Below are 21,385 nucleotides of genomic sequence, written 5' to 3'. Positions count from 1 at the left end.
CCGTCTCCGGGGCGTTTTTGTCTTCTTAGCGACGTGCCTAAGTCATCCACTTAGGGCGACGTGCCCCCTACACAGGCGAGAAACGCCATACGCCGTGGACATCGCGCTCACGCTTAAGCTCACCCGAGCGCCAGAGCATATGCAAGTGCGCCAGTGCTTCGCCCATTGCGAAGGTGGTCTGATGCGCATCGAGCTTGCGATGAAACATGATGGGCACGATATCGCCCGCGCTTTGCGGTGACTTCGCACACGCATCGCGCACTTCCTGCAAGCGCGCCGCATGATGGTCGCGAAGCTGGCGAATGCGCGTGTGCAAACCTGTAAAGGGTCGGCCGTGCGACGGCAGCACGAGGCAGTCGGCGGGCAGATCCAGATAGACGCCCAGTGAGTCGAGGAACAGTTGTAGCGAGTTGGCTTCCGGCTCGATATCGAAGACGCTGACGTTGGTAGAGATGCGTGGCAGCACCATGTCGCCGGAGATCAGCACGTTGTGCTGCTCGGAGTATAGCGCCATATGCTCGGGCGAGTGACCATAGCCCGCGATCAGACGCCAGTCGCTGCCGCCGATGCGCAGCGCGTCGCCATCCTTGAGACGGAAGTAGCGCGACGGCACTTCGGGCACGAGGTCGCTGAAGTACGACTTGCGATTGCGAATCTGGTCGATCATGGCCTCGTCAGCGAGACCATGTGCGATGAAGTGCGCGACGGCAAACTCGCCGCCAGCGTTGGCGGCATTGTTGTTATCGCCCTCGGACATGAGACGTCCCCACGCATAGTCGCCGAGCGACATGGCGAGCCGCGCTTGCCAGCGCTGTTTGTCGCCGCCCTTGCAGATCCAGTGCGCAAGGCCGAGGTGATCCGGGTGGCAGTGCGTGACGACCACACGCAGCACCGGCTCGCCGCCGAGCGCGCTGTCGAACACCTGCTCCCAGTACGCTTTGATCTGCGGATGCGTGATCCCGCAATCGACGACCGTCCAGCCCTTCACCCCATCGACTTCATCGCGCAGCAGCCACAGGTTGATGTGATCGAGCACGAACGGCAGCGGCATGCGCACCCAGAAGACGCCCGGCACGACTTCGTGCACAGTGCCGCCGTCGGGCAGGAAATCGCCAAGGGGATAGTTCAGTTGCTGTTCAAGGGCATTCACGGGGGCCACGCTCCAGATGGGCTTGTTCTCTTGTTGTCAGGTTGACGCCATCACCGATTGCATACGATGCAAGTTGACGCTAACGTAAACGGCAATTCTATCTGCAATGGTAAGCACCCGCTTAAACTTGCCAATCCGATCCCCTGCCGATCCGATGCTCACATACACGATCACCGACCTCGCCCGCGAGTTCGACATCACGCCCCGCGCGATCCGCTTTTATGAGGATCAGGGTCTGCTCACGCCCGCCCGTGAAGGCCCCGGCGGACGTCACCGCGTCTACACCGGACAGGACCGCACGCGCCTGAAGCTCACGCTGCGCGGCAAACGCCTCGGCCTCACGCTCTCCGAGATCAAGACGATTCTCGATCTCTACGAGTCGCCCAAGGATACTGTGCCGCAGCTGAAGGTGTTTCTCGACACGCTCGCTCAACACCGTCAGGTGCTGGAGCAGCAACTCGAAGACCTCCACGCCACGCTCGACGAAGTCTCCCAGCACGAAGCGCAATGCCTCGCTTTGCTTGAGGCTGCAGGGGAAACCGCGCCGCCCTCCGCTCGACGGGTTAAGGCGGCAGCGGCTTCTCACTAACTCTTAACACCGCATCCCACTCCAACCTCCCCCAGCCCTGCCTCACCCCCAGGGCCGCGGGAATCGGCACTCCCCTGACTCCGTTCCACCTGAAAGTCACTGCGTCAGGGCAGCACCAATCCCCGCGCATCTATTTCCCCACACACCACCCGTTTGGCTGCGCTCCCAGTGCTTTTCCCCGACTCAGGAAAGCCCTTACTTTACGTTTACGTAAACGTTAAGTAGTATCTGCGAATCTGGCTTTCCAGCCGCTCGCGCCCTGACGATCATGCACAACGTCCCCTCGTCTCATGCTGTTCATGCCGCCCCCATCGACCCCGCCGTCGACGCGAAAATCCGCGCCAGCTTCGACAAACAAGGCGTCATGACCCACTGGGGCGCACAACTCACGCATATCGCCGACGGTTTTTGCGAGATTTCGCTGCCATTCTCCGACAAAGTGAATCAGCAGCTCGGCTATTTCCACGGCGGTGTCATCGGCGCCATCGCCGATTCGGCAGGCGGTTACGCGGGCTACACACGCATCTCGCCCGATCAGGAACTGGTCACCGCCGAATACAAACTGAACATTCTCGCGCCCGGCAAGGGCGATACACTGGTCGGACGCGGTCAGGTCGTCAAATCCGGACGCACACTCATCGTCGCCACCGCCGAACTGTTCGCCGTCGATAACGGGAAATGGACGCTCTGCGCCCTCATGCAACAAACGCTGTTCGTGCTGGCCGCGAGTCCGTCACACTGACGTCCGCCAGACGAACGACAGCCGCAGTACCGCTTCACCACCGCTTACCCAGCACCTGCAAGCACCTGCAAGCACCATCGAACATACGCGCGGGCCAACCGCCACGCGCCACCACTGGAGACTGTGTCATGACGACGTTGCCCGGCCTCAATTTCATGCTCGGCGAAGACCTGGACATGCTGCGCGAATCGGTCGCGAACTTCGCATCGAAGGAGATCGCCCCGCGCGCCGCCGAAGTGGATCGCACCGACCAGTTCCCGATGGACCTCTGGCGCAAGATGGGCGACCTCGGCGTGCTCGGCATGACGGTCTCCGAAGAGTACGGCGGCGCGAACATGGGCTATCTGGCCCACATGATCGCGATGGAAGAAATCTCGCGTGCTTCCGCCTCGATCGGTCTGTCGTACGGCGCGCACTCGAACCTGTGCGTGAACCAGATTCACCGCAACGGCACGGCCGCCCAAAAGGCGAAGTATCTGCCGAAGCTGGTGTCGGGCGAGCACGTGGGCGCCCTCGCGATGAGCGAGCCGAACGCCGGATCGGATGTCGTCAGCATGAAGCTGCGCGCCGAGAAGCGCGGCGACCGCTACGTGCTCAACGGCACGAAGATGTGGATCACGAACGGCCCGGACTGCGACACGCTGGTGGTCTACGGTAAGACGGACATCGAAGCCGGCGCACGCGGCATGACCGCGTTCATCGTCGAGAAAGGCATGAAGGGCTTCTCGGTCGCGCAAAAACTCGACAAGCTCGGCATGCGTGGCTCGCACACGGGCGAACTGGTGTTCGAGAACGTGGAAGTGCCGGAAGAAAACGTGCTGGGTCAGGTCGGCGGCGGCGTGAAGGTGCTGATGAGCGGTCTGGACTATGAGCGCGCCGTGCTCGCAGGTGGTCCTATCGGCATCATGCAAGCCGCCATGGACGTGGTCGTGCCGTACATCCACGACCGCAAGCAGTTCGGTCAGTCCATCGGCGAATTCCAGTTGATTCAAGGCAAGGTCGCCGACATGTACACGATCCTTCAGGCAAGCCGCGCGTATCTGTACGCCGTGGGCCGTCAGCTGGAATCGCTGGGCAGCGATCACGTGCGTCAGGTGCGCAAGGATTGCGCGGGCGTGATTCTCTACACGGCCGAAAAGGCGACGTGGATGGCTGGTGAAGCGATCCAGATTCTCGGCGGCAACGGCTATATCAACGAGTATCCGGTCGGTCGTCTGTGGCGCGACGCCAAGCTGTATGAGATCGGCGCAGGCACGTCGGAGATCCGCCGCATGCTGATCGGCCGCGAACTGTTCTCGGAAACGATGTAATAACAAGGAAAGCCCACGAAACTGACGGACATGCAGGCGCAGGCAGCGGCGCTACAATCTTCACAAGCATCGCCCTGCGCCTGTCCTGACCGGTATGAATCACTTCCCGAAACTCCTGTCGTCGCAGTTTGCTTTCGACGTCGCCCGCACGCTGCTGGACGGCTTCGACAAGCATTACCGCATCTTCCGCGAGGTGTGTGTCGCGGCGCAGGCATGTTTCGAAGCCGGTGACTTCATGGGCATCCAGAAGCTTCAGCGCGACCGCATCGCCTATTACGACGAACGCGTGCGCGAATGCATCGTGACGTTGGAAGACGAGTTCGACGCGCAGTCGCTCGACGACGATGTCTGGCAGCAAGTGAAGCTGCACTACATCGGCTTGCTCACAGAACACCGCCAGCCGGAACTCGCCGAAACGTTTTTCAACTCGGTGTGCTGCAAGATCCTGCACCGTTCGTACTTCAATAACCGCTTCATCTTCGTGCGCCCCGCCGTGGCGACGGAGTACATCGAGAACGACGCGCCCGCCGCGAAGCCGACGTATCGCGTCTACTATCCCGCGCAGGACGGCATGGCCGCCACGCTCGCGCGCATCGTCACGAATTTCCAGCTTAGGCGCCCGTTCGCCGATCTATCGCGCGACGTGGGCTATGTGATGCGCGCCATCGAAGAAGCGTTCGGCACGTTCACCGAGTTCCAGGCTGCGCCGAATTTCCAGATTCACGTGCTGGCGTCGCTGTTCTTCCGCAACAAGGCGGCGTATATCGTGGGACGCATCGTGAACGGCGACACAACGACGCCGTTCGCCGTCCCGATCATCCACGACGCCCACGGCAAGCTGACGCTCGACACCGCCCTGCTGCGCGGCGAGCAACTGCGCGTGATGTTCAGCTTCTCGCATGCGTATTTCATGGTCGACATGGAGGTGCCGTCGGCCTACGTGCAGTTTTTGCGCACGATCATGCCGGGAAAGCCGAAGGCCGAGATCTATACGTCGGTCGGCTTGCAGAAACACGGCAAGAATCTGTTCTATCGCGATTTCCTGCATCACCTGAAGCATTCGAGCGACAAGTTCGTGAGCGCACCGGGCATTCCCGGACTGGTGATGCTTGTGTTTACGCTGCCCTCGTATCCATACGTCTTCAAGCTGATTCGCGAGCGCTTCGCGCCACCCAAGGAGACGACACGCGAGCAGGTGAAAGCGAAGTATCTGATGGTCAAGCAGCATGATCGCGTGGGCAGGATGGCCGACACGCTGGAGTTCTCCAGCGTTGCCTTCCCGCTCTCGCGCTTCGACGACGCCCTGCTCGCCCAGCTCCGTACCGAAGTGCCCTCGCTGCTCGAATTCGACGGCGACGCGCTGGTGATCCGCCACTGCTACATCGAGCGGCGCATGACGCCGCTCAATCTGTGGCTGCAATCTGCCTCGGACGCCCAGGTGGACCACGCGATGCTCGAATACGGCAATGCGATCAAGGAGCTGATGGCGGCGAACGTGTTTCCGGGCGACATGCTGTACAAGAATTTCGGTGTGACGCGTCACGGCCGGGTGGTTTTCTACGATTACGACGAACTGGAATACCTGACGGATTGCCACATCCGTCGAGTGCCGGAACCGCGTAACGAAGAGGAGGCGATGTCGGGGGAAGTCTGGTACCGTGTAGGCCCGCACGACGTGTTTCCGCAGACGTTTGAGACGTTTCTGACGGGAGATGCACGCGTGCGGCGCTATCTGAGCCAGCATCATCCGGATTTCTTCGATCCCGACCTGTGGCAAGGCTTTCAGGATCGGGTGCGAGCCGGACAGATGCACGACTTCTATCCGTACGATGTCTCGCTGCGTTTCGTCAATCGCTACGGTGCCGCTCGCGGCACCACGGATTCGGGTGCTTCAGACGCTCCGCCTCGCGCGGCAGTCGCCTGAGCGCCGAACCTCCTCGCCATTGACGCTTCCCAGCTCACGACATGCCCGCCGGATGACACGATCATGACCGAAGACAAAGACCAACCTCTCATCCATCTGCTCGATAACAACCGCGCCTGGGTTGCCAGCGTGAACGCGGAAGATCCCGCGTTTTTCGAGCGTCTGGCCAAGCTTCAGACCCCGGAATACCTCTGGATCGGCTGCTCGGATTCGCGCGTGCCCGCGAACCAGATCACCGGACTGGCGCCGGGCGAAGTGTTCGTCCACCGCAATATTGCGAACGTGGTGGTGCACAGCGACCTGAACTGCCTGTCGGTTTTGCAGTTCGCCGTCGAAGTGCTGAAAGTGCGTCACATCATGGTCGTCGGCCACTACGGCTGCGGCGGCGTGGGCGCAGCGCTCGACGGTGCAAAGATGGGCCTCGTCGATAACTGGCTGCGCCACGTGCGCGACGTCTACGAGCGCCACGTCGACCAGATCGACGCGCTGCCCTCGCGTGACGCCCGTCACGATCGCCTGTGCGAGTTGAACGCCATCGAACAGGTCGTGAATATTTGTCACACCACCGTCCTGCGCGACGCCTGGGCCCGCAACCAACCGGTCACGGTGCACGGCTGGGTGTACGGCCTGCGCGACGGTCTGGTGCGCGACCTGCGCATGTCGGTGAACAGCCTCGAATCCCTGCCGCGTATCTATGATCGCTGCGTGGAAGCGATGGCCGAATTACGTCATCCACGCACCTGATCGCTTAGGCGAACCCAGGCCACTCAGGCGCGCAAGCGGGCGCGTGGACGACGGAAGATTGAAGCATTGGATATTCGTGGCTGACGCACCGGTCTGTCAGGACGCAGCGTCAGCCACGCAACCCCTTTTATGGAGATTGCCATGCAACAAGACCCGATCGTCATCGTTTCCGCTGCCCGCACACCGATGGGCGGCCTGCAAGGGGTATTCGGCGATGTCGCCGCGCCCCAACTCGGTGCCGCCGCTATTCGCGCGGCTGTCGAACGCGCCGGCCTGAAACCGGAGCAGGTCGACGAAGTCGTCATGGGCTGCGTGCTACCCGCCGGTCAGGGGCAGGCACCTGCGCGTCAGGCCTCGCTCGGTGCCGGTCTGCCGCTCGCAGCCGGCGCCACCACCGTCAACAAGATGTGCGGCTCCGGCATGCGTGCCGCGATGTTCGCGCACGACATGCTCGTTGCCGGTAGTGCCGACGTGATCGTCGCTGGCGGCATGGAAAGCATGAGCAACGCGCCTTATCTCCTGCCCAAGGCGCGCGCCGGTATGCGCATGGGTCACGGTCAGGTCATCGACCACATGTTCTTCGACGGTCTGGAAGACGCTTACGACAAAGGTCGCCTGATGGGCACCTTCGCCGAGGAGTGCGCCGACCGTTACGCATTCACCCGCGAAGCGCAGGACGCCTTCGCCATTGCCTCTCTCGAACGCGCGCAGAACGCCACGAAAGACGGCTCTTTCGCGTGGGAAATCACCGCTGTGACGGTGCCCGGCCGCAAGGGCGACACCGTCGTCGAGCAGGACGAGCAACCGTTCAAGGCCAATCCCGAAAAGATCCCGACGCTCAAGGCCGCCTTCCGCAAGGACGGCACGGTCACGGCCGCCAACTCGTCGTCGATCTCCGACGGCGCTGCCGCGCTCGTACTCATGCGCGAATCGACGGCCAAACGCCTCGGTCTCACGCCTCTCGCCCGCATCGCCGGTCACAGCACCTTCGCGCAACAACCGGGCCTGTTCACGACCGCCCCGGTCGGCGCGATGCGCAAGCTGTTCGAGAAGACCGGCTGGTCGACGGCCGACGTCGATCTGTTCGAGATCAACGAAGCGTTCGCCGTCGTCGCGATGGCCGCGATGCACGAATTCGATCTGCCGCACGGCAAGGTCAACATTCACGGCGGCGCGTGTGCGCTCGGCCATCCGATCGGCGCGTCCGGCGCACGCATTCTCGTCACGCTGATCGGCGCACTGCGCAAGACCGGCGGCAAGCGTGGCGTGGCGAGCCTGTGTATCGGTGGCGGCGAAGCGACGGCGATGGCCATCGAACTCGTCTGACTGACTCGTTCGACCGGCCCACGCGTCTGAACTCACGCCGGCGTCCAACGCCGGTTCACCGTTACTACGGAGACACATCGACGTCATGAAAACAGCGCTCATCATCGGTGCCTCACGCGGCATCGGCATGGAATTCGTACGGCAGTATCGCGAAGATGGCTGGCGCGTGTTCGCCACCGCACGCAACGAAGACGGACTGGCCGCCCTGCGCGCGCTGGATGCCGAAGCCCTGAAGCTTGACGTCACGCGCGTGGAATCGTTGTCCGGCCTGTCGTGGCAACTCGACGGCGTGGAGCTCGACGTTGCCGTCTACAACGCCGGTGTGAACTCCGAACGCACGACCGGTCTCGCGCCGATCACGAAGGACGAATTCGACCGCGTGTTCCACACCAACGTACTTGGTGCGATGCAAGTCGCACCGCTCGTCTTGCCTTTTGTGGAAGCGGCGGGCGGCAGCTTCGGTTTCCTGTCGAGCCGCATGGGCAGCGTCGAATTGATGGAGTCGAACGGCAGTTGGTTATATCGCGCGAGTAAAGCCGCCGTGAATTCGGTCGTCAAGGCGGTGTCGCTCGAAGCTCAGCGCGCTACGTGCGTCGCCATGCACCCGGGCTGGGTGCGCACCGACATGGGCGGCGAGAACGCCGACATCGACGTAGAGACGAGCGTGGCCGGGATGCGCCGCGTGCTGGCCCGCGCCCCGGGCGAGCGCGCGACGCACAACGGCGGCTTTTACAACTACGACGGCACACCGTTCCCCTGGTAAATCACGCAGTACCGTAGCACCTGTAACACCTATAAGACGCTGTTGCCACACCGCCGTATCTTTTGATTCGCGGGCCAGAAACGTCACTCGGAAACGGAGCCAACATGACGTCCGCCATCGATTTTTATTTCGACTTCGCATCCCCGTATGGGTATTTTGCGAGCACCTGCATCGACGACATCGCTTCGCGCAATGGGCGTGGCGTCGCGTGGCATCCGATCCTGCTCGACATCGTCTACAAGGTGAACGGCACGGGCGCACCGGTGCAGCATCCGATCAAAACGGAGTATCTGAAGAACGACGTGGCGCGCACGGCGCGATTTCACGGCATCGACTACAAGCGGCCGACGCATTTCCCGATCCCCACACAAGCCGCCGAGCGCGCCGTGTTGTGGGTGCAGGACCATCGCGGTGGCGACTTGTCGGCAGAGTTCGCGAAGTCGATCTTCCGCGCGCTCTACGTCGACGACGTGAACATCGGCGACCCGGCAGAACTGGTGCGGCTCGGCGAAGCGCTCGGCATCGACGGTGCGGCCCTCGACATCGGCATGCACTCGCCCGCCGCCAAGGACCATCTCAAAGCCGAGATCGATCTGGCGATGGCGCGCGGCGTGTTCGGCTCGCCGTTCGTGATCGTGGACGGCGAACCGTTCTGGGGTTTCGACCGTTTCGCGCAGGTCGAGGCCTGTCTGAAACACGGCAAGATCTGACACTGAAACACCACAAGGCACGACATACGATGGCAAGCCCCCAATCGCCGCAAGACAAGGACCGTGAAGGCTGCCCGTGCGGCGGCCTCGCGTTCGAGGATTGCTGCGCGCGTTACCTCGAACACGGCGAGATTCCGCCCACGGCGGAAGCGCTGATGCGCTCGCGCTACACGGCGTTCGTGCGCCAGAACGCGCCGTATCTGCTCGACACGTGGGCGGCACGCACGCGTCCCGCGACGCTCGATTTCGGCGACGCCCCGCAGTGGCTCGGCCTTCAGGTCAAAGCGCATCTGCAACGCGACGAACACCATGCCGAAGTCGAATTTGTCGCCCGGTACAAGGTAGGCGGACGCGCCCACCGACTGCACGAACGCAGTCGCTTCGAGCGCACCGACGACGGCCGCTGGCGCTACATCGACGGCGACCTGTTCGACTGATCTCGCGACGACATTCAGTACATCGCTCGCCACGTCGCCAAGCACAAGCACTCAACTAAAACTCACACTCCACCGGATTTCGTCACATGCCGATTCTCGAAAGCAAACTCAACCCGCGCGGCGAAGACTTTGCACGCAACGCGTCCGCCATGCAGACCGTAGTCGACGAACTGCGCGCCCGTATCGCGCAACTGGCCGGTGGCGGCGGTGAGGCTGCACGCAAGAAGCACACAGGCCGTGGCAAGCTGCTGCCGCGCGATCGCGTGCAACAACTGCTCGATCCGGGTTCGCCGTTTCTCGAACTCTCGCAACTCGCCGCGACCGGCATGTATCACGATGACGCACCGGGCGCGGGCATCATCACGGGCATCGGCCGCGTGTCCGGTCAGGAATGCGTGATCGTCTGTAACGACGCCACAGTCAAGGGCGGCACGTACTACCCGATGACGGTCAAGAAGCACCTGCGCGCGCAGGAGATCGCCGAGCAGAACCATCTGCCGTGCATCTATCTGGTCGACTCGGGCGGCGCGAACCTGCCCAATCAGGACGACGTCTTCCCCGATCGCGATCACTTCGGCCGCATCTTCTATAACCAGGCTCAGATGTCGGCGCAGGGCATTCCGCAGATCGCCGTGGTGATGGGCTCGTGCACCGCCGGCGGCGCGTATGTGCCCGCCATGAGCGACGAGTCGATCATCGTCAAGGAACAAGGCACGATTTTCCTCGGCGGCCCACCGCTGGTGAAGGCTGCCACGGGCGAAGAAGTCAGCGCCGAGGATCTCGGCGGTGCGGACGTCCACACGCGCCTGTCGGGTGTCGCCGACCACTTCGCGCAGAACGACGCACACGCGCTATCCATCGCGCGCAGCATCGCCGCGAACCTCAATCGTCGCAAGCCAGCGACCGTCGCCACGAAGACACCCGTCGAACCGAAGTACGACGCGCGTGAACTGTACGGCGTGATCCCCGCCGACACGAAGAAACCGTTCGACGTGCGCGAAGTGATCGCGCGTCTGGTCGACGGCTCCGAGTTCGACGAATTCAAGGCGCGCTACGGCACCACGCTGGTGTGCGGCTTCGCGCATCTCTGGGGCTATCCGGTCGGCATCGTGGCGAACAACGGCATTCTGTTCTCCGAGTCCGCGCAAAAGGGCGCGCACTTCATCGAACTGTGCTGCCAGCGCAAGATCCCGCTGATCTTCTTGCAGAACATCACGGGCTTCATGGTCGGGCGCAAGTACGAAAACGAAGGCATCGCCAAGCACGGCGCGAAGATGGTGACGGCCGTCGCCACCGCGAACGTGCCGAAGTTTACCGTCATCATCGGCGGCTCGTTCGGCGCCGGTAACTACGGCATGTGCGGTCGCGCTTACTCGCCGCGTTTCCTGTGGATGTGGCCGAACGCGCGCATCTCGGTGATGGGCGGTGAGCAGGCCGCGTCGGTGCTGGCCACGGTCAAACGCGATGGCATCGAAGGCAAGGGTGGGCAGTGGAGCGCGGAAGAAGAAGACGCCTTCAAGCAGCCGATCCGCGATCAGTATGAACGTCAGGGACATCCGTTCTACGCGAGCGCGCGCCTGTGGGACGACGGCGTGATCGATCCGGCAGACACGCGCACAGTGCTCGGTCTCGGCCTGTCGGCCGCGCTCAATGCGCCGATTCCGGAAACGCGCTTCGGCCTTTTCCGCATGTAATCGCCCACACCGGTCCATCGAGGAATTCCGTCATGCAACTCGCTACGCTCAAGCTCAGTGTCGACGCCCACGTCGCCACCGTCACGCTCAACCGTCCGGACGTGCGCAACGCGTTCAACGAAACCGTCATCGAAGAACTGACCGGCACGTTTCGCGCGCTGGCGACGAACGACGACGTGCGCGCCATCGTGCTCGCCGCTGAAGGCGTCGCGTTCTGCGCAGGCGCCGATCTGAACTGGATGAAGAAGATGGCCGGTTACTCGGACACCGAGAACCGCGCCGACGCCATGACGCTCGCCGTCATGCTCAGCACGATCTATCGCTGCCCGAAGCCGGTGATCGCGCGCGTGCAGGGCGACACGTACGCAGGCGGTGTCGGCCTCGCGGCCGTGGCGGACATCGTGGTCGCCGTCGACACGGCGCACTTCTGCCTGTCCGAAGCCAAGCTCGGTCTGATTCCCGCCACCATCGGCCCATATGTGATTCGCGCGCTGGGCGAGCAGGCGTCGCGCCGCTACTTCGTGACGGCGGAACGCTTCACTGCCACCACGGCGCAGCGTCTCGGCCTGGTACATGAAGTCGTTACCGCCGATACGCTCGACAGCACCATCGGCGCACTGGCGAAGGCACTCGTTGACAACAGCCCGAACGCGGTGAAAGAGTGCAAGCGCCTTGTGCAGGACTTCGCCGTGCGCGCCATCGACGAGACGGCCATCGCCGACACGGCCGAGCGCATCGCGAAGATCCGGGCCTCCGACGAGGGTCGTGAAGGGGTGCGTTCGTTCCTGGAGAAGCGCTCGCCGTCGTGGCGCGACGCGTCCTGAGCGAACGCACGGAAATCCTCCATTTCGACGGTTACAAAATTTTTTTGGAAGGGGTGACGGCGGAGATGCCGGAACGTTATCGGCGGGTTTTACGAAATTGTCGATAACGTCTCTTTACGGCTCACAAAACAGCGAGTTTTCGCACCAAATCCGCCTATTGCCCTGCCAAATCGCTTTGCCTACCATGCGCCCATCCCCCACCTCCGGCCACGTGCAGCAGCGCAGCGCGCAATGCCCCGCACCGGCCAGCCAGACGGACGACGAGCGTCGGGCATCTCGCCCGGCTCATCGCCCGTCACGGCCCTCCAAGGAGTCAAAGATGGACGCCTCCCCGCGCCCCCCCAATGGTCCCGGCGATCTCGCCGCGCGCAGTCTGCGACAGGTCTGGCACCCCTGCACGCAGATGAAGCAACAGGCAAAGCTGCCCCTCGTCGCGCTGTCTCACGGCGAAGGGCCATGGCTCGTCGATACCGGCGGCGAACGCTACCTCGATGCGATCAGTTCGTGGTGGGTCAATCTGTTCGGCCACGCGAACCCGCGCATCAATGCGGCGCTGATCGATCAGTTGGGCCGCCTCGAACACGCGATGCTCGCAGGCTTCACGCATGAGCCCGTCGTGTCCTTGTCCGAACGCCTGTCGGCATTGACCGGCGGCGTGCTCGGCCACGCGTTCTTCGCGTCCGACGGTGCGTCGGCCGTCGAGATCGCGCTGAAGATGAGCTTTCACGCATGGCGCAATCAGGGCCACAGCGACAAATGCGAATTCGTCTGCGTGCGCAACGGCTACCACGGCGAAACGCTCGGTGCGCTGGCCGTTACCGACGTTGCCCTGTTCCGTGACGCCTACGATCCGCTGTTGCGACATGCGCACGTCGTAGCGTCGCCCGATGCCCGTCATGCGCGCGATGGCGAGACGGCCGTGGATGTCGCGCGTCGTGCCGCAGACGAACTCGACACGCTGCTCACGCAACGCGAAGGACGCATCGCCGCCGTCATCGTCGAGCCGCTCGTGCAATGCGCCGCGGGCATGGCGATGCACGATCCCGAATACCTGCGCCTCGTACGCGCGCTCTGCGACAAGCACGGCGCACACATGATCGCGGACGAAATCGCCGTCGGTTGTGGCCGCACCGGCACGTTCTTCGCCAGCGAGCAGGCCGGTATCTGGCCCGATCTGCTGACGCTCTCCAAGGGCATCAGCGGCGGCTATCTGCCGCTCTCGCTCGTGCTCTCGCGCGACGCGATCTACGACGCCTTCTACGACGACGACACCGCGCGTGGCTTCCTGCACTCGCACTCGTACACCGGCAATCCGCTGGCGTGCCGTGCCGCGCTGGCCACGCTCGACATCTTTGCGGACGACGACGTCCTCGCGAGAAATACCGTGCGCGCGGCGCGTCTGACGCAAGCCCTCGCACCGCTGGCCGACGATCCGCGCGCGAAGCATTTCCGTCATCGCGGCATGATCTGGGCGTTCGACGCCGTGTTGCCGGACACCCCCGGCGCGGCGGGTGTCTTCGCGAAGCGCTTCTACACCGAAGCACGCGCGCGTGGCGTGCTGCTGCGCCCTATCGGCTCGACGGTGTACTTGATGCCCCCTTACGTACTCGACGACGGCACAATCGACTGGCTGGCCACGCAAACGCTCGCCGCCTTCGATGCATCGATGCAAGAGGAGGTGTCGGCATGACGACCCATCCCCTGCTTGACCGCCTCGACGCCGGGCTCGCCGAGATCGACCGTCAGCACCTGCGTCGCCGTCATCGCGTGGTAAGCACGCCGTGCCAGCCGCATCTAAGCGCCGACGGCCGCGACGTCCTCGCCTTCGCGAGCAACGACTATCTCGGGCTGGCGGCACACCCGAAGGTCGTCGAAGCGCTCATCGAAGGTGCGCAGCGCTACGGCGCAGGCAGCGGCGCCTCGCACCTCATCAGCGGCCATTCGCAGGCGCACGCGGAACTCGAAGACGCGCTCGCCGAGTTCATGTCGCCGCATCTGATCGACGGGCGCGCGCTGTACTTCTGCACCGGCTACATGGCCAATCTGGCGACGATCTCCGCGCTCGCCAACAAGGACTCGGAGATCTTCTCCGAAGCGCTCAACCACGCCTCGCTGATCGACGGTGCGCGGCTCTCGCGCGCGAAGACTCACGTCTATCCGCACGGCGACGTTGACGCCCTCGCCGCCCTGCTCGAAGCCAGCACTGCCGAGACGAAGCTGATCGTCACCGACGGCGTGTTCTCGATGGATGGCGATATCGCGCCGCTGCCGCAGTTGCTCGCGCTCGCCGAGCGCCATAACGCGTGGCTCATCGTGGACGACGCACATGGCTTCGGCGTGATCGGCGAGAACGGACGCGGCGTGTTCGAACACTTCGACATGCGCTCGCCGAACCTCGTGATCATCGGCACGCTCGGAAAGGCTGCCGGTGTCGGTGGCGCGTTCGTCGCGGCCAATCGCAGCGTGATCGAGTGGCTGATCAATCGCGCCCGTCCGTACATCTTCACGACGGCGGCCGCGCCCTCGCAGGCGCATGCGTTGCTCACCAGTCTCTCGATCATCGCGGGCGACGAAGGCCGCGAACGTCGCGCGACGTTGCAGGCGCGCATTGCGCAACTGCGCGACTCGCTGACGCTCAAGCACTGGCATCACATGGTCTCGCCCACGGGCGTGCAGCCGATCATCCTCGGCGAGAACGCGGCCGCACTGCATGCGCAGGCCGGGCTGGCCGAGGCCGGATTGTGGGTGCCCGCGATTCGTCCGCCGACGGTCGCACCGGGCACGTCGCGCCTGCGCCTCACGCTCAGCACCGCGCATACGGCCGACGACGTCGCGCGCCTGACCCGCGCCATCAATCAACTCGACAACGACTGGACGGAGCAAGCGCATGGCTGAACGCAACCTCATCACCGCCGCCAATGCCCCGACCGAGCGTGCGACGCCCGCGCGTCACGCCTTCTTCGTCACGGGCACCGACACCGAGATCGGCAAGACGCTAGTCTCGTCGGCGTTGCTGCATGCCGCTGCGCGTCGCGGGCTGGTGTGCGCCGGGTTGAAGTCAGTGGCCGCAGGCGCGTCGGAACACAACGGTCGTTTCGTCAATGAAGACGTGGAGCAGTTGCACGACGCGAGCAATCTGAAGCTGCCCGACGACTGGTACTGCCCGTATGTGCTCAAGGACGCGACCGCGCCACACATCGCCGCCGCCGCCGAGGGTATCGACCTCGATTGCAGCGTAATCCGGGCAGGCTATGCGCGGGTCGCCGCGCGCGCAGACCTCGTTATCGTCGAAGGCGTCGGCGGCTTTCGCGTGCCGCTCGGCCCCGACGCCAGCGCGCCCGACACCGCCGATCTGGCGCGTCAGCTCGGCCTGCCGGTGATCCTCGTCGTCGGCCTGCGCCTGGGCTGCATCAGCCATGCGCTGCTGACGGCCGAGGCGATTACGTCGCGCGGTCTCACGATTGCGGGATGGATTGCTAACCACGTCGATCCGGACATGCGTCATGTGGATGCCAACGTCGATGCGATTGCTGCGCGACTGGGCGCACCGCTACTGGGACGCGTGCCGCATCTGCCGCACCCCGACGCGGCGACCGCATCCGGCTACCTCGACATTGCGCCGCTGGTCGACACCGCACTGCATCGCACTGCGCAGACGTCGTCCGGCCCTCGCCCACACACCGCCCCCTGAGCGCGATCCACGCACCGACATCGCACCGATACCGCGCCAACACCGAACACACAGAATTCAAGGAATCTCACCATGCAAGTTCACGCCCACACTGCCGCTCACGGCCACGACGAAGCCCTGCGCCGTAACGACACGCCCTGGACCGTCGCCGACATCGAAGCGCTGTTCGCCCTGCCGTTCAACGACCTGATCTTCCGCGCGCAACAAGTGCACCGCGAGCATTTCGACGCCAACGCCGTCCAGCTCTCGACGCTGCTCTCGATCAAGACCGGCGGTTGCCCGGAAGACTGCTCGTACTGCCCGCAGTCGGCGCGCTACGACACCGGCGTGGAAGCCGAGAAGCTGATGCCCGTTGAGGAAGTGGTCGCGGCGGCGCAACGCGCCAAGGAAGCGGGTGCCACGCGCTTCTGTATGGGTGCCGCATGGCGCAGCCCGAAGCCGCATCAGGTCGATGCCGTGGGCGAGATGGTACGCAGCGTGAAGGCGCTGGGTCTTGAGACGTGCGTGACGCTCGGCATGCTGCGCGACGGGCAGGCGCAGCAATTGCGCGACGCGGGTCTCGATTACTACAACCACAACCTCGACACGTCCCCCGAGTTCTACGGTCAGATCATCACCACGCGCACGTATCAGGACCGTCTCGACACGCTCGCCCGCGTGCGCGATGCCGGTCTCAAAGTGTGCTGCGGCGGCATCGTCGGTCTGGGCGAGACGCGCCGTGAACGCGCCGGTCTGATCGCGCAGCTCGCGAACATGTCGCCGTATCCGGAATCGGTGCCCATCAACAACCTGATGAAGGTCGAGGGCACGCCGCTGGAGAACAACGAGAGCGTCGATCCGTTCGACTTCGTGCGCATGATCGCCGTGGCACGTATCACGATGCCGCGCGCGATGGTGCGTCTGTCGGCCGGGCGCGAAATGATGGACGACTCGCTGCAATCGCTGTGCTTCCTCGCCGGGGCGAACTCGATGTTCTACGGCGAGAAGCTGCTTGTGACGCAGAACCCGCAGGCCGAAGCCGACCGCGCGCTGCTCGCGCGCCTCGGCATGCGTACGTCGACCGAAGAGAAGCTCGGTGCGGAGAATGCTGGCGACGCGAGCGATTGCGACGCCTTGAAGCCCTGCGCGACCCACTAAGCGGAGCAACGCGGTCGCCGCGCAGGCGTGGATGATGTTTAAGGATGAAAGCCGCCACATCGATCAGATCGCACAAGACGATCCGGTGTGGCGGCAAAGCTGAATAGCAAAGAGAATGGTGTCAGTGCGCTGACGCTCCGTCACAAGCGGGGACGTTGGCCATCGATGCCGCCCAAATCGATCATTTTCCGGAGGCAACATGTTCGACAAAATCCTTATCGCCAACCGCGGCGAAATCGCCTGCCGCGTGGCGGCCACAGCCGCACGGCTGGGCATCCGCACGGTCGCCGTCTATTCCGACGCCGATGCGCACGCCAGGCATGTGGCCGTGTGCGACGAAGCGGTGCACGTAGGCGGTGCGGCCGCGCGCGAAAGCTACCTGCGCATCGACGCCATCATCGCGGCCGCCAAGGCCACGGGCGCGCAGGCGATCCATCCGGGCTACGGCTTCCTGTCAGAAAACGAAGCGTTCGCGGCCGCCTGCCATGAGGCGGGCATCGTCTTCATTGGCCCGCCGGTCGGTGCAATTCACGCAATGGGCAGCAAGAGCGCCGCCAAGACGCTGATGGAAGGCGCGGCCGTGCCGCTCGTGCCGGGCTATCACGGCGACAATCAGGACGCCGCCTTCCTCCACGCGCGCGCCGACGAGATCGGCTATCCGGTGCTGCTCAAGGCCAGCGCCGGTGGGGGTGGCAAGGGCATGCGTGTGGTCGAGCGCAGCGAGGAATTCCGCGCCGCGCTCGCCTCGTGCCAGCGCGAAGCCGCGAGCAGCTTCGGCGACGAGCGCGTGCTCGTGGAGAAGTATTTGACGCGTCCGCGTCACATCGAAATTCAGGTGTTCGCCGACACGCACGGCAACTGCGTCTATCTGTTCGAGCGCGATTGCTCGGTGCAGCGTCGCCACCAGAAAGTGCTGGAAGAAGCGCCTGCGCCGGGCATGACCGAAGCGCGTCGCCGTGCGATGGGCGAAGCGGCGTGCAATGCTGCACGCGCCGTGGGCTACGTCGGTGCGGGCACCGTCGAGTTCATCGCCAACCAGGACGGCTCGTTCTACTTCATGGAGATGAATACGCGTCTTCAGGTCGAACACCCCGTCACCGAAATGATCACCGGCCTCGATCTGGTCGAATGGCAACTGCGCGTGGCCGCTGGCGAGGTGCTGCCGCGCAAGCAGGACGAGCTGCGCATTCACGGCCACGCACTCGAAGCGCGTATCTACGCCGAGAATCCGGACAACAACTTCCTGCCTTCTACAGGCACGCTTACGACGCTGCGTCCGCCCGCAGCGGTGCAGTTCGAGATCGGCGGTACGACGTCCCCGGCGGGCGTGCGGATCGACTCGGGCGTGCGCGAGGGCGACGCCATCTCCCCGTTCTACGACCCGATGATCGCCAAGCTGATCGTGTGGGGGCAGGACCGTGACGAAGCGCTCGCGCGCATGCGTCGTGCGCTGGGCCAGTACCGCGTGGTCGGCGTGCAGACGAACATCGCGTTCCTGGGACGTCTCGTGGCAAGCGAACCGTTCGCCGGGGCCGATCTCGACACAGGCCTCATCGAACGCCATCGCGACACGCTGTTCCCGGCCGCCGCGCCGGTGCCCGCCTCGACGCTCGCACTGGCCGTCGCCGCACAACTCGCGCGCGAGACGGTCGTCGGCTTCCGTAAGTATCAGGACAGCATCGACCGTCACTCGCCGTGGCAACTCGCGACGGGCTGGCGGCTGAACGGCGACTATCAGCGCACGCTCTCGTTCGATCATGGCGAAACGCGCCTTGACGTCGTGCTCACGAGCGGCGCGCAGGCCAGCACGCTGACCGTCGACGGGCAAACGTTCCCTTACCGGTATGCCCACGACGCGGGCGTGTACCGCGTGACGCTCGGCGAGCGCCGCGTGCAAGGCCACGTCGACTTCGAACACGAGACGGCCCACGTCTTCGCCGACGGCCAGTCGTGGACGCTGCGCTGGCACGATCCGCTCGCACAGGCAGGCGCGCAGGAAGGCGGCGAAGGCCGTCTGACCGCACCGATGCCGGGCAAGGTCATCGCGGTACTCGCGGTGCCGGGTACCAAGGTCGAGAAAGGCGCACCGCTGCTCGTGATGGAAGCGATGAAGATGGAACACACCATCAGCGCACCGGCCGATGGCGAGATCGAAGAAGTCCTGTACGCCGTAGGCGATCAGGTGCCGGAAGGGGCGCAGTTGCTGGCGTTCAAGCGGTGAGTTTTATCGCGACGTAAGTCCTGCGTCGCGCACGAAGGCCCGGTATTACGCCGAAATCACGCTGAATCGTGCGCGCACGCGCTGAGGATCGTCTGACGCCGGAACTGCTCCGGCGTCAGTCCCGACTGGCGCGTAAACATTTCGATGAACGCCGACGGTGTGGCGTAGCCCAGATCGAACGCGATCGACTTCACCGTCCGTCCCGCCTCCAGTCCCTCGATGGCTCGCAGAAAGCGCATGCGCTGTCGCCATTGCCCCAGCGTCATCCCCAGCTCCGTCAGACAGTGACGCGCCAGCGTGCGCTCCGTCATCGACATCGTTTTCGCCCACGCGGCGAGTGTGCGGTTGTCGGCTGGTTCGCTCTGTAACGCATCCAGCACGCGCACCAGCGACGGCGATCTCGCCTGCGGCAAGAAGCGCGGCTCCGCCGGGGCCAGCGCGATCTGGTCGATGAGCACCTGCGCAAGCCGACGGTCGGCGTCGGTCTGCGGGCACGCGACGCCGCGCTCCGCGAAGTCCAGCAGGATCGCGCGCAGCAAGCCGCTGATGCGCAATGTCGCCGCTTTCGCCGGGAGGCCGCTGGCGAGCGAGGCATCGATGTACACGGATCGGTAGATGACGGCGTCCGCGTTGAAGCTCGCGTGCGTCGCCTTCGGCGGCACCCACACGGCGTATTGCGGCGGCGAGAGAAAGCGCGTGCCCTCGATCTCGATCTGCATGACGCCGTTCGCCACGTAGCTGAACGTGCCCCAGTCGTGACGATGCGGCACCCAGGCGGTCTGCGCGTCGAACTCGTCGTAGCGGAAGTAGACCGGGTACGGCAGCGTCTTGAAGGTCGGCCAGTTGTAGCGAACGGTCATGGTGAGGGCGTAGACGTTGAGGGGCAGCCTGCCCGTGCGGGTCGATGGCGTCCATCTTACCGTTCGCCGGTCTCATCTGCGAAAACTCGCTTCCGGTGTCATGCTGCTGGCTGACGCGCGTCGCCCCGGTGGGCACTCGATGGACTCGTTCGGCCGGGAGGCCGTTGGCATCACGCGCTGCAACGCATTCCTTTGCATCAGGAGAACGTATGAATATCGGATTTCTCGGACTCGGCACAATGGGCGCCCCGATGGCGCGCAATCTGTTGAAGGCAGGCTACTCGCTGCGTGTGTGGAACCGTTCGCGCGGCCCCGTGGACGCCCTCGCGGTTGAGGGTGCCACGCCGACGGCGAGCCCCGCACAGGCAGCGCTGGGTGTCGACGTGCTGATCGCCATGTTGGCCGACGACGACACCTCGCGCACGGTGCTATGCGACGGTGGCGCGCTCCACGCGCTCACGCGCGGTGCCATTGTGGTGAACATGGCCACCGTCTCGCTCGACTTCGCCCGAGAGATGCGCGCGCAGTGCGAAACGCTGGGCCTGCGATATCTGGCAGCACCGGTGTTGGGACGCGTGAATGTGGCCGAGGCCGGGAAGCTCAACGTGCTGGTAGCGGGCGAAGCGTGCGTCATCGATACGGTCCAGCCGCTGTTCGACGTGCTCGGTCAGCGCACCTGGCGGTTCGGCGACACGCCCGAACAGGCGAACGTCGTGAAGCTCGCGTCGAACTTCATGATCGCCAGCGCCATCGAGTCGATGAGCGAGGCGGCCGCGCTCGCGCAAGGTCACGGGGTCGCAGGCAGCGACTTCCTCGAGATGGTCACGTCGACGGTTTTCAATACGCCCGCCTACACCGGATACGGCGGGGCGATTTCGAAGCAAGTGTTCGAACCGGCTGGCTTCAAGCTCGCGCTCGGCGCGAAGGACGTGCGCCTGGCGTTGCTCGCCAGTGAAGCCGCGAACGTTCCCATGCCGTTCGCCAGCGTGCTGCGCGACAGCCACCTCGACAGCCTCGCGCACGATGAGGGGCAGCTCGACTGGGCCGCGCTTTCGCGCGTCGCCTTGCGCCGCGCGGGTTTGCCGCGAGGTCAGGGCGAAGACCGCGACGAATCGTGACGTTAGCTACGCGTCCAGCGGGAACTTCGTCAGCACGCTTATCGCGGTGTTTGCACAAGGTTCCTAAGGAGGGTTCCTAGAAAATCGGGCAGCGGCCTCGGACGCCGGTCGCTGCCATGCGGATCTCCGGGGATTCGGAATTTTC

At 64.3% G+C, this 21,385-nt stretch carries 18 protein-coding genes and 1 pseudogene; 17 read left to right on the top strand and 2 right to left on the bottom strand.

Translation table 11 applies throughout. The annotated features are described in order from the left end of the window. Positions 1 to 67: 67 nt before the first annotated feature. A complete protein-coding gene (locus PAN31117_RS01005) occupies positions 68 to 1,150 on the bottom strand; it encodes an MBL fold metallo-hydrolase (RefSeq protein ID WP_150736560.1) in 1,083 nt (360 codons plus the stop codon). A gap of 154 nt (positions 1,151 to 1,304) precedes the next feature. Between PAN31117_RS01005 and PAN31117_RS01000 the strand changes: the two genes are divergently transcribed. From PAN31117_RS01000 to PAN31117_RS00925, 16 genes and pseudogenes are all read left to right on the top strand, one after another. Next, positions 1,305 to 1,739: a MerR family transcriptional regulator gene (locus PAN31117_RS01000; protein WP_150736906.1), complete on the top strand. Its 435-nt coding sequence runs from the start codon at positions 1,305 to 1,307 to the stop codon at positions 1,737 to 1,739. 268 nt (positions 1,740 to 2,007) lie between these two features. Then, complete coding sequence (locus tag PAN31117_RS00995; RefSeq protein ID WP_150736559.1) at positions 2,008 to 2,481, top strand: PaaI family thioesterase; 474 nt, start codon at positions 2,008 to 2,010, stop codon at positions 2,479 to 2,481. Positions 2,482 to 2,609: 128 nt separating this feature from the next. Further along, positions 2,610 to 3,791 (top strand): isovaleryl-CoA dehydrogenase, encoded by a 1,182-nt coding sequence (locus PAN31117_RS00990; protein WP_039395188.1) that lies wholly within the window; start codon positions 2,610 to 2,612, stop codon positions 3,789 to 3,791. A 94-nt stretch (positions 3,792 to 3,885) separates the two neighbouring features. Further along, positions 3,886 to 5,715: a bifunctional isocitrate dehydrogenase kinase/phosphatase gene (gene aceK / locus PAN31117_RS00985; protein ID WP_150736558.1), complete on the top strand. Its 1,830-nt coding sequence runs from the start codon at positions 3,886 to 3,888 to the stop codon at positions 5,713 to 5,715. A gap of 63 nt (positions 5,716 to 5,778) precedes the next feature. Continuing rightward, a complete protein-coding gene (gene can, locus PAN31117_RS00980) occupies positions 5,779 to 6,459 on the top strand; it encodes a carbonate dehydratase (RefSeq protein WP_150736557.1) in 681 nt (226 codons plus the stop codon). Between the two features lie 141 nt (positions 6,460 to 6,600). Next, on the top strand, positions 6,601 to 7,785 hold the full coding sequence (locus PAN31117_RS00975; RefSeq protein WP_246188860.1) for an acetyl-CoA C-acetyltransferase: 1,185 nt from the start codon (positions 6,601 to 6,603) through the stop codon (positions 7,783 to 7,785). 85 nt (positions 7,786 to 7,870) lie between these two features. Further along, positions 7,871 to 8,548 (top strand): SDR family oxidoreductase, encoded by a 678-nt coding sequence (locus tag PAN31117_RS00970; RefSeq protein ID WP_150736555.1) that lies wholly within the window; start codon positions 7,871 to 7,873, stop codon positions 8,546 to 8,548. Positions 8,549 to 8,652: 104 nt separating this feature from the next. Then, a complete protein-coding gene (locus PAN31117_RS00965; RefSeq protein ID WP_150736554.1) occupies positions 8,653 to 9,258 on the top strand; it encodes a 2-hydroxychromene-2-carboxylate isomerase in 606 nt (201 codons plus the stop codon). Positions 9,259 to 9,287: 29 nt separating this feature from the next. After that, positions 9,288 to 9,695 (top strand): YchJ family protein, encoded by a 408-nt coding sequence (locus PAN31117_RS00960; RefSeq protein ID WP_150736553.1) that lies wholly within the window; start codon positions 9,288 to 9,290, stop codon positions 9,693 to 9,695. An 86-nt stretch (positions 9,696 to 9,781) separates the two neighbouring features. Further along, positions 9,782 to 11,389 (top strand): carboxyl transferase domain-containing protein, encoded by a 1,608-nt coding sequence (locus PAN31117_RS00955; protein WP_150575285.1) that lies wholly within the window; start codon positions 9,782 to 9,784, stop codon positions 11,387 to 11,389. A 32-nt stretch (positions 11,390 to 11,421) separates the two neighbouring features. Further along, positions 11,422 to 12,213, top strand: coding sequence for an enoyl-CoA hydratase/isomerase family protein (locus PAN31117_RS00950; protein WP_150736552.1), 792 nt, complete (start codon positions 11,422 to 11,424; stop codon positions 12,211 to 12,213). A gap of 319 nt (positions 12,214 to 12,532) precedes the next feature. Next, positions 12,533 to 13,903, top strand: coding sequence for an adenosylmethionine--8-amino-7-oxononanoate transaminase (bioA, locus tag PAN31117_RS00945; protein ID WP_150736551.1), 1,371 nt, complete (start codon positions 12,533 to 12,535; stop codon positions 13,901 to 13,903). Then, a complete protein-coding gene (gene bioF / locus PAN31117_RS00940) occupies positions 13,900 to 15,108 on the top strand; it encodes an 8-amino-7-oxononanoate synthase (RefSeq protein WP_150736550.1) in 1,209 nt (402 codons plus the stop codon). The genes bioA and bioF overlap by 4 nt, the downstream gene beginning before the upstream one ends. Next, the gene (gene bioD, locus PAN31117_RS00935) at positions 15,101 to 15,904 is read left to right on the top strand and encodes a dethiobiotin synthase (protein WP_246188859.1); all 804 of its coding nucleotides are present in this window, start codon (positions 15,101 to 15,103) and stop codon (positions 15,902 to 15,904) included. The genes bioF and bioD overlap by 8 nt, the downstream gene beginning before the upstream one ends. Positions 15,905 to 16,051: 147 nt before the next feature. Continuing rightward, a pseudogene (gene bioB / locus PAN31117_RS00930) lies at positions 16,052 to 17,041 on the top strand (biotin synthase BioB); the annotation flags it as partial. A 199-nt stretch (positions 17,042 to 17,240) separates the two neighbouring features. Continuing rightward, positions 17,241 to 19,262 carry an acetyl/propionyl/methylcrotonyl-CoA carboxylase subunit alpha gene (locus tag PAN31117_RS00925; protein WP_150736548.1) on the top strand — a complete coding sequence of 674 codons (2,022 nt, stop codon included), beginning with the start codon at positions 17,241 to 17,243 and terminating at the stop codon, positions 19,260 to 19,262. Positions 19,263 to 19,318: 56 nt separating this feature from the next. Here the strand turns inward: PAN31117_RS00925 and PAN31117_RS00920 are convergent, their stop codons facing one another. After that, on the bottom strand, positions 19,319 to 20,122 hold the full coding sequence (locus tag PAN31117_RS00920; RefSeq protein WP_150736547.1) for an AraC family transcriptional regulator: 804 nt from the start codon (positions 20,120 to 20,122) through the stop codon (positions 19,319 to 19,321). 209 nt (positions 20,123 to 20,331) lie between these two features. On the opposite strand from PAN31117_RS00920, the gene PAN31117_RS00915 reads away from it, so the two are divergent. Further along, the gene (locus PAN31117_RS00915; RefSeq protein WP_150736546.1) at positions 20,332 to 21,240 is read left to right on the top strand and encodes an NAD(P)-dependent oxidoreductase; all 909 of its coding nucleotides are present in this window, start codon (positions 20,332 to 20,334) and stop codon (positions 21,238 to 21,240) included. The last annotated feature ends 145 nt before the right edge of the window (positions 21,241 to 21,385 follow it).

It is taken from the genome of Pandoraea anapnoica (assembly GCF_902459765.1).
Taxonomy (GTDB): domain Bacteria; phylum Pseudomonadota; class Gammaproteobacteria; order Burkholderiales; family Burkholderiaceae; genus Pandoraea; species Pandoraea anapnoica.
Note: the sequence above shows the minus strand (reverse complement) of the source record. Positions and strands in the feature narration are given on the sequence as shown.

Bases quoted from the DNA above. Each gene is read 5' to 3' on its own strand.
- aceK (WP_150736558.1), top strand. From the start codon at position 3,886: ATGAATCACTTCCCGAAACTCCTGTCGTCGCAGTTTGCTTTCGACGTC.
- bioF (WP_150736550.1), top strand. From the start codon at position 13,900: ATGACGACCCATCCCCTGCTTGACCGCCTCGACGCCGGGCTCGCCGAG.
- PAN31117_RS01000 (WP_150736906.1), top strand. From the start codon at position 1,305: ATGCTCACATACACGATCACCGACCTCGCCCGCGAGTTCGACATCACG.
- PAN31117_RS00920 (WP_150736547.1), bottom strand. From the start codon at position 20,122: ATGACCGTTCGCTACAACTGGCCGACCTTCAAGACGCTGCCGTACCCG.
- bioA (WP_150736551.1), top strand. From the start codon at position 12,533: ATGGACGCCTCCCCGCGCCCCCCCAATGGTCCCGGCGATCTCGCCGCG.
- PAN31117_RS00975 (WP_246188860.1), top strand. From the start codon at position 6,601: ATGCAACAAGACCCGATCGTCATCGTTTCCGCTGCCCGCACACCGATG.
- PAN31117_RS00955 (WP_150575285.1), top strand. From the start codon at position 9,782: ATGCCGATTCTCGAAAGCAAACTCAACCCGCGCGGCGAAGACTTTGCA.
- PAN31117_RS00960 (WP_150736553.1), top strand. From the start codon at position 9,288: ATGGCAAGCCCCCAATCGCCGCAAGACAAGGACCGTGAAGGCTGCCCG.
- PAN31117_RS00970 (WP_150736555.1), top strand. From the start codon at position 7,871: ATGAAAACAGCGCTCATCATCGGTGCCTCACGCGGCATCGGCATGGAA.
- can (WP_150736557.1), top strand. From the start codon at position 5,779: ATGACCGAAGACAAAGACCAACCTCTCATCCATCTGCTCGATAACAAC.
- PAN31117_RS00950 (WP_150736552.1), top strand. From the start codon at position 11,422: ATGCAACTCGCTACGCTCAAGCTCAGTGTCGACGCCCACGTCGCCACC.
- PAN31117_RS00915 (WP_150736546.1), top strand. From the start codon at position 20,332: ATGAATATCGGATTTCTCGGACTCGGCACAATGGGCGCCCCGATGGCG.
- PAN31117_RS00965 (WP_150736554.1), top strand. From the start codon at position 8,653: ATGACGTCCGCCATCGATTTTTATTTCGACTTCGCATCCCCGTATGGG.
- PAN31117_RS00990 (WP_039395188.1), top strand. From the start codon at position 2,610: ATGACGACGTTGCCCGGCCTCAATTTCATGCTCGGCGAAGACCTGGAC.
- bioD (WP_246188859.1), top strand. From the start codon at position 15,101: ATGGCTGAACGCAACCTCATCACCGCCGCCAATGCCCCGACCGAGCGT.
- PAN31117_RS00925 (WP_150736548.1), top strand. From the start codon at position 17,241: ATGTTCGACAAAATCCTTATCGCCAACCGCGGCGAAATCGCCTGCCGC.
- PAN31117_RS00995 (WP_150736559.1), top strand. From the start codon at position 2,008: ATGCACAACGTCCCCTCGTCTCATGCTGTTCATGCCGCCCCCATCGAC.